This window comes from ANME-2 cluster archaeon (genome assembly GCA_014237145.1).
Classification (GTDB): Archaea; Halobacteriota; Methanosarcinia; order Methanosarcinales; family Methanocomedenaceae; genus Methanocomedens_A.
The window spans coordinates 40,270-47,663 of the sequence record JAAXOC010000046.1 but is presented as its reverse complement, the minus strand read 5'-3'; the positions used below and the strand labels follow the sequence as shown (position 1 = coordinate 47,663).

At 47.5% G+C, this 7,394-nt stretch carries 1 tRNA gene, 3 rRNA genes and 1 pseudogene; all 5 read right to left on the bottom strand.

From position 1 onward, the window contains the following. Positions 1-93 precede the first annotated feature (93 nt). Positions 94-854: pseudogene (locus HF974_06740) on the bottom strand (IS630 family transposase). Between the two features lie 850 nt (positions 855-1,704). Continuing rightward, a 5S ribosomal RNA gene (gene rrf / locus HF974_06735) occupies positions 1,705-1,826 on the bottom strand. 166 nt (positions 1,827-1,992) lie between these two features. Continuing rightward, positions 1,993-4,838 (bottom strand): 23S ribosomal RNA (locus HF974_06730). Positions 4,839-5,096: 258 nt separating this feature from the next. Continuing rightward, a tRNA-Ala gene (locus HF974_06725) sits at positions 5,097-5,200 on the bottom strand. A gap of 146 nt (positions 5,201-5,346) precedes the next feature. Then, positions 5,347-6,827: ribosomal RNA gene (locus tag HF974_06720) — 16S ribosomal RNA — on the bottom strand. Together the 16S, 23S and 5S rRNA genes with 1 tRNA gene alongside form the textbook arrangement of a ribosomal RNA operon. Positions 6,828-7,394 lie beyond the last annotated feature (567 nt).

Sequence of the window (7,394 nt, the reverse complement as noted above, 5' to 3'; positions counted from 1 at the left end):
ATAAATATCTTTGATCTTAACATCCCAGAAAATTGTTGTTTTCTTTACAACGATAGTCACGGGATGTTAAGACTGAGGGTACTTTCATGCTAAATAAGCCCAATCCTGCTTAGTTCTTCTTTCTGTGACTTTCACCATGCGCTTTCCTGCCAATGGTTCACAGGCGATAAAAATATTGCACATACCGCAACGCCTGTATTCATAATCATGCATGGTCGGATGCCCGGGCGAACCCGGAATCGGAATTCTTGTCTCTACAATCAGCTGCTTAGGGGATTCGTCCATGCATACAACAGGATATCGTGGATCAAACGGACGTTTGTAAACATCCAACACTATTTCCATATTTGCAACAAAGTTACCGTTTTGCTTTGGAGGAATTACCCAACCTTTTTGCTTCCAAGGCTTGATTTCGTTTTTTTTAGGATACGGCGTACCGTTTCATGGGAGATGCTATCAATATATTCGAGTTCAACAACCTTGTCGGCTAACAACCTCAGAGACCATCTCGCAAAGCCTTCGGGTGGCTCACCGCAACTCACTGCAACCAAATGAGCTTCAAAATCACCGTCAGCTTTTTTATCGTAGATGCGGTTTCTCTTTCTTCCGTTGAGGGCAACCTCGATACCTTCCGAGACAAAACGTTCCTTCACTCGGTCAATCTTTCTCATACTTATGTTCAGGATGTGGGCAATTTCTTCGTTGGTCGAATGTTTTATCTGATACTCACCCTCATCGCATCCAAGTAGAATCAGAGCGTTGAGAATTTTCTTTGATTTATGTTTTCCCTTTGAAGTAAGTGCCCTAAGAGTTTCGCGTTCATCTTTAGTAAGCGTCACGATGTATTTCTTCATATTCAATCCCCTCAAGTTGAATATGGAGGACATATGATATATACTTTACAACATTATAGGGTTGACTTGACACTAGTGGAATATAGTTACTATTAAAAGGTATTAATGGTCATATAAGGGTGGGTCAAAATTGGTGGGAAAAAAAGGTCAATTTTCAACGGGAATCTTCAATCGGTTCTGCCTGTGGAAAAAGGCAAATCAAAGGTTGAATATCTTGGCTATTTCATAGATTTAATCAAAAGGTTAAATTTTAGGATCAAAATTCTTTGTTTAGTTAAAGAGTTTTATTCAATTGACGTATTTAAATTTTTGAAGACAGATTAGATTCCATATATAGTCCCCGTTGTCAAAAAAGTAGCAAAAATCAAGCAGATTCTCAATGAAACTAAGAGCAGATGTGATACTTATACCATGAAAAACTCTCAGAAAAAAATTCTGCTGGACATTGCAGTGGTTTTGTTGTTTTTGGTGTTAACTGGTCCCCGAGAAAAGTTAGTACAATTTATAGAAAAAGGTTCGCTATTGAGGCATCATACAGAATAAGAAATATAGTTCGACCGAGAAGATCATCTAAAAATGCAACAATTAGATATTTTTATGCATTGATCTCATTTCTTCTTAAAAATGTATGGCTTTGTCTTCAAAGAAGGTATTTTTCGATTGTTAAAACAGGTCCGATGACTATAAAATATGACTTGTTTAGGTTTGATGTATTTATTCTTCTTATTGAAGAATGGGTGAGAAATAAATTAGGAGTAATATCTTCAGTGAGGTGTATTAGATAAATGAATCTGTTAGGTTTTTTAGCGAAATACTTAAATTGATATTTATTAAAATAAGAAGTAAGTGAGCATAGCAGCGATCCAGAGTTCCCGAGGGCTCTCGCACCTCAGTACAGTAAGGAACGTAGGAAGGCTAATCTGCTGTGTTCGGGATGGGTACAGGAGTTTCCCCTCCGCTATGGCCGCTACACTCACACATGATTGTGTATAGCGAAGTACAAACTGAATATCGCCTGAAATGAGCCCCGAAGGACTCACATTCTGAACAATCCTACTTTATAGATCAGCAGGAGTGGCACAGGCTATTAGTAGCCGCGGACTAAACACCTCGTTGCCTTGGTGCGTACATCCCGACTCTATCAACCTCGTCTTTTACGAGTGCCCTTAATGTTGTCTCTTTTCAGGATGGGTTTCGGGCTTAGATGCTTTCAGCCCTTATCCCTTGGTGCGTAGCTGCTCGGCATTGCCTTGTCAGACAACCGATCGACCAGTGGCACCGTTGCATAGTTCCTCTCGTACTAAATGCAACTTTCCTTCAGACAACGAACACCTCTAGTAGATAGTAACCGACCTGTCTCACGACGGTCTAAACCCAGCTCACGATCTCCTTTAATAGGCGAACAACCTCACCCTTGGCCGCTGCTGCACGGCCAGGATGGAAAGAACCGACATCGAGGTAGCAAGCTTCCGGGTCGATATGTGCTCTTGCCGGAAACGACTCTGTTATCCCTGAGGTAGCTTTTCTGTAGTCAATGACCCCCATCAAGGAGGTACATTGGTTCGCTAGACCCGACTTTCGTCTCGCGATTCCTTGCTTTGCGAAATCACGTAAGGCTGACTTATGCTCTTGCACTCTTCAGTGGGTTTCCGACCCACTTGAGTCAACCTTTGGGCGCCCTTGATATCTTTTCAAGGGCGTGGCGCCCCACCCAAACTGCCCACCTACAGGGGTCCTCATCTCTGAGTTAGAGCCATAATCTTGAAAGGGTAGTATCCCATTGGCGGCTCCACCCCGGCTGGCGCCGGGGTTTCGATGCCTCCTACCTATACTGTACATCCAAAATCACAACTCAGCTGCAGGCTGCAGTAAAGCTCTACGGGGTCTTCACTTCCCCCTAGAGGTCTCTAGACTCTGCACTAGAATGTAAAGTTCACCGGATTCTGGCTAGGGACAGTAGAGCTCTCATTGATCCATTCATGCAAGCCGCCAATTAAGCGGCAAGGTACTACGCTACCTTAAGAGGGTCATAGTTACCCCCGCCGTTGACAGGCCCTTCGCCCCGTTGAACCGGGTTTTCAGGTACCTGCACTGGGCAGGATTCACTGACCGTACTAGTCCTTTCGGAGTTGCGGTCAGCTATGTTGTTATTAGACAGTTAGAGCTCCCTGGTCACTGCGACCTGCCGTCTTCACGGCAGGCACTCCTTCTTCCGAAGTTACGGAGCTAATTTGCCGAATTCCCTTAGCCAGTGTAATTCCGACACGCCTTAGCCTTTTCAGCTAGGGGCACCTGTGTCAGTTCTCGGTACGATCATTTAGGCTCCCTTTTCACGGTCACCTGGGATAAGTTGACTTTCGCCATCACACATTCACCTGCTTCTCGCCATTACGGCTCTCCACAAGTTTCGGTGCTTAGACAGCCTGACATATGACTGCTCAACCTACCCGGATGCGTCAGTTTAATTGCCTAAACGGTACAGGAATATTAACCTGTTTCCCTTTCGATGTACTCGACTTACGGTACATCTTAGGATCGACTAACCCTCGGCTGACGATCATTGCCGAGGAAACCTAGCCCCTACGGCGATCGGGATTCTCACCCGACTTTGCTGTTACTACTGCCAGGATTTTCATATCCGAATGGTCCACAGGACCTCACGGCCCTACTTCTACCCAAACGGATTGCCTTCCTACAAAATCACATTTCTGTGTTCCATGGTATCGGTGGTCGGCTTGAGCCCCGTCCATCTTCGGGGCCCTAAACCTCGACTGGTGGGCTGTTACGCACTCCTTAGAGGATAGCTGCTTCTAAGCTAACCTTCCAGCTGTCTTGGGCTTAGGACACCCTTTAGTGTTGACACTTAGCCGACACTTGGGGACCTTAACCATGGTCTGGGTTGTCTCCCTCACGGACTACAGGCTTACCCCGTAGCCCGGACTCCGACCTTCTACGACGACGGCGGTTTTGGAGTTTGAGAGGGGATCGAGGAATTTCTCCCCCGGGTTCCCCATTCAGTGCTCTACTCCGCCGACTATCTCCAGTCAGGCCATGCTGCGACATGTTTCGGAAGGAACCAGCTATAACCTAGCTCGATTGGCCTTTCACCCCTAGACACAGGTCACGCGAATGATTTGCAGATCAATACCGCTTGCGGCCCTTCACGTAGGTTTCCCCACGCTTCAGCCTGCCCACGCCTAGATCGCTAGGATTCGGGTAGTATCCTAGTGACTCCACGCACTTGTATACGCCGCGCCTCACCCGAAGGTTGTGCGCTTGTTGCTTTCGCTTAGGCTAACCAAATTGGATTTGTTAACCTCGCCACTTGAATACACTCCCTGGCCCGTTCTTCAAAACGTATGATATAACGCCGGCAACACCATTCGTACTACAGCCTTACGACTGATTCCTTCATGGTGCAGATCCTTTCACGCCATATCGCTCCATCACCATCCGATTTCAGGCACTTTGCACCTCCCTTCTTGGGGTACTTTTCAGCTTTCGGTCACCCTACTATTACGCTATCGGTCTCAAGATGTATTTAGTTTTGGAAGTTGATGCCTCCCAAATTCCCGCGGGATTTCCGACCCACGGTACTCAAGACACCGGCCACAATCCCTCGATTTACGTCTACGTGACTATCACACTCTATGGTCTGACGTTCCAGACAAGTTCGACTTCATCGACTGGGATTGTAATTGACCGGGCTTATAACACCACATGTCCCTACCGTTTCCAGAAGGGATTCAGTTTGAACTCTACCGGTTTCACTCGCCGTTACTTACGGCATCTCAATTGATTTCTTTTCCTGCCCCTACTAAGATGTTTCAGTTCGGGGCGTTCCCGATCATGACTGATCAACACAGATGTGTTTGGATGTCCTATTAGGAAATCCTCGGTTCAAAGGCTCCATGCACCTCGCCGAGGCTTATCGCAGCTTGGCACGTCCTTCATCGGCTCTTGAGCCCAGCCATTCACCGGATGGTATATTTACCAGAATCCGCTTTACTATATTTCAGTAAGCGTCCAGTTTGCACTTCGCTTATACACGGTATCATACAACTTGATCACAGGTCTTGTGATCCGCTCTCAACCCTTCCTTAAGGCCATTACGATCCTAAGTGCATCGGTTTATGAATATTATTTATTCAGCCATTCTTTCCATATCACGAGCATTGTCCACGTATGGAACCTGCAAAATTTCATACATGTACGACCCGCTACTGGTCAGAGTGACTGCAATGGACCCGCTGGGACTCGAACCCAGGGCCTCTGCCTGTTTTGCGTAGGGTACTTTCGCACCCATAGTTGCAAAGGCAGCGATCTTCCAACTGATCTACGAGCCCTCTGATGTGTCTGGCCTGCCAACATTAATTAAACGTTGGCGACCCAACGGGATACATCAGTTGGCTTCGTGGCCATCGAATCATTCATTGTACTGGCAGTTTTTCGGCTTCTGATCGGCAGTGCGTCCAGATTAAATGTCTGGGCGTTGCGTTAGGAGGTGATCCAGCCGCAGATTCCCCTACGGCTACCTTGTTACGACTTAACCCCACTTGCGAAGCCCAGGTTCGAACGTGTCATAAACACGCCCTCACCCAGACCTCACTCGCATGGTTTGACGGGCGGTGTGTGCAAGGAGCAGGGACGTATTCACCGCGCTATGTTGAAACGCGATTACTACGGATTCCAGCTTCATGAGGGCGAGTTACAGCCCTCAATCCGAACTACGGTTGGGTTTCGGAGATTACCGTCCCTTTTCAGGGTAGGTGCCCATTGTCCCAACCATTGTAGCCCGCGTGTAGCCCGGGAGATTCGGGGCATACTGACCTACCGTAGCCCGTTCCTTCCTCCGCTTTAGCAGCGGCGGTCCCCACAGTGTACCCATCGTTCCAGAGAACATGCTGGCAACTGTGGGCGCGGGTCTCGCTCGTTGCCTGACTTAACAGGATGCTTCACAGTACGAACTGACGACGGCCATGCACCTCCTCTCAGCGATTCAGGTAAGACCTTCAGCCTGACCTACATATTGCTGTCGCACCCGGTGAGTTTTCCGGCGTTGAATCCAATTAAACCGCAGGCTCCACCCGTTGTAGTGCTCCCCCGCCAATTCCTTTAAGTTTCAGCCTTGCGACCGTACTTCCCAGGTGGCTCGCTTAACGGCTTCCCTGCGGCACCAAACACGGTCGCACCGTGTCTGACACCTAGCGAGCATCGTTTACAGCTAGGACTACCCGGGTATCTAATCCGGTTTGCTCCCCTAGCTTTCGTCCCTCACCGTCGGACCCGTTCTGGTAAGGCGCCTTCGCCACAGATGGTCCCCCAGGGATTACAAGATTTCACTCCTACCCCTGGAGTACCCCTTACCTCTTCCGGTCCCAAGCCTGACAGTATCCCTTAGAAGCCTGACAGTTAAGCTGTCAGATTTCCCAAAGGACTTATCAGGCCGGCTACGGACCCTTTAGACCCAATAAAAACGGCTACCACTCGGGCCGCCGGTGTTACCGCGGCGGCTGGCACCGGTCTTGCCCGGCCCTTGCTAACAAATGATTTTTAACCATCTGGACAGCCAACATTTGATGCTGGCACTCGGGGTTCCCTTATCGCGGTTTCCCGCATTGTAAAGTGTTCGCGCCTGCTGCACCCCGTAGGGCCTGGATTCGTGTCTCAGAATCCATCTCCGGGCTCTTGCTCTCACAACCCGTATCCGTCGTCGGCTAGTAGGTACGTTACACCCACTACAACCTGATAGACCGCAGATCCATCCTTAGGCGCCGGAGCTTTGAACCATAGGGCATTCCAGCGTCTATGGCTTATCCGGTATTATCCCCAGTTTCCCGGGGTTATTCCGGTCCTAAGGGTAGGTTATCCACGTGTTACTGAGCAGTTCGCTATGTTCACGAAGAACATTTAACTCGCATGGCTTAATCGAACCCCGATAGCAGTAGCCTCTGGCAGGATCAACCAGAATTGTTGATCACACACAAAGGAAATGATTTTTATCGGAATTTTTGGGTTTTGGTGTATTGTCCAATTAATTCCCGATAATGTATATATATATACACTACCGATCAGAATTAACCGAACTGCCAATACTAACGTCGGACGAGAATGTTCCATCTCGTCTCCATTTATGATTGTGCCAAGGTCGGAGAGCAACCCTTCACTTTCGGGACAATTCCCAAAATCCGGGTCGACGCCGGGAAATGACCTCGGCAAATAAGGTGGTGATAAATGAATGCAAAAATTATATTAATATTTTGCATCTGTCCCCTGCATGCGATTTTTAATCACACACTGGGCTTTTCTATATATATTCAATGGTATATAAGGCTTTTCTTGCCTGTTAAATGCGATGTTTGCGCAAGTCAAATAATACCTGATATAGATAATCTCTCAGCAGGATGGTATGGTAGCCAACCCAATTGAGCGAACCCCTACAAAGTGACATTAGTATATAACCATTGCGGTTATTATCGTTTTTACAATAAAAACATTAGCTCTTTTTAGCATATATGAAAGTATATACATTCATGCATG